General features: G+C 78.1%; 1 pseudogene. It reads right to left on the bottom strand.

The features are described 5' to 3' along the window. A pseudogene (locus tag GT045_RS31400) lies at positions 1-778 on the bottom strand (hypothetical protein); the annotation flags it as partial. Positions 779-996 lie beyond the last annotated feature (218 nt).

The raw sequence follows: 996 nt of genomic DNA, 5'->3' as shown, positions 1-996 counted from the left end.
GTCCGGCGTCGGAGGGAAGCGTCAGCAGGGCCGCGCCCGTCGCGGCGGCCAGGGCCAGCGTCGCCGCGACGGCCCGCAGCCGGTGCCTGCGCCGCAGCAGATCGCTGGGGCGGGCGTGCAGCAGGCAGGGGTCGGACGCCGGTGCCGGCACGGGGGCCGAGATGCCCGCCTCCTCCGGGTCGTCGCGCCCCGTCGGCCGGGCGGCGTCGGCGAGGCGCAGCGCCGCGGCCACCGTTCCCTCCGGGTCCCGCACGTCGAGCGCCCGCAGGACCTCGCTCGCGTCCGCCGGTGCCAGCCCGTCCAGCGCGAGCAGCGCGAAGGCGGCCCGGACCGGCCCTTCGCTGCGGGCGAGGGCGTGGTCCAGCACGAGTTCCTCGGCCCCGGCCGGCTGCGGGAAGACCCGCAGTCCCCACACGGCGGGCAGCACGCGGCCGGGCCGGCGCCACTGGATCCGCGCCGGTGCCGAGGACGTGCCGTCCCGGGACAGCGCCGCGCGCAGCACCCGCAGCCGGAGCAGGCCGTACGTGCTCGCGCCGGCCCCCTCGGCGCCGTCCCCGCGGGGTCCCGGCACGAGGACGCCGCGCCGGGGCAGGGCCGCCTGGACGACGCCGTGCGCGGCCAGCACCCGTCGGTGCTGGCCGAGTGTCCGGGGAAGGGTGACGTGGGCGAGCCGCACCAGCCGGACGTAGTGCTCCAGCAGGGCGGCCTCCGTGCGCTCGGCGTCGAGCACACGCGAGTGGTGGTCGGGCGGCGTCGTCCGACGCTTCGACAGGATCATGTGGCTCTTACGGGTGACGGGACAAGAAGCTGGTCGTTCCGTAGGTCAAACGAGCGATCACGGTGCCCGTCACCGCCGGTTCGTCAGATTCCGCCCGTACATTCCCGCCAGTGCTGGCGGGCGACGCCGGCCGGCCGCGCGGCCCGCGCGTACACGGTGCTCCGCGCCGCCGCCGGAGCGGGGCACGGCCGGGCCTTCCGCGATGCCGCGCGCACACC

This window comes from Streptomyces sp. SID486, assembly GCF_009865385.1.
In the GTDB taxonomy this organism is placed as follows: Bacteria; Actinomycetota; Actinomycetes; order Streptomycetales; family Streptomycetaceae; genus Streptomyces.
The sequence above is the reverse complement of the archived record's forward strand: the minus strand, read 5'-3'. Positions and strand labels throughout refer to the sequence as shown.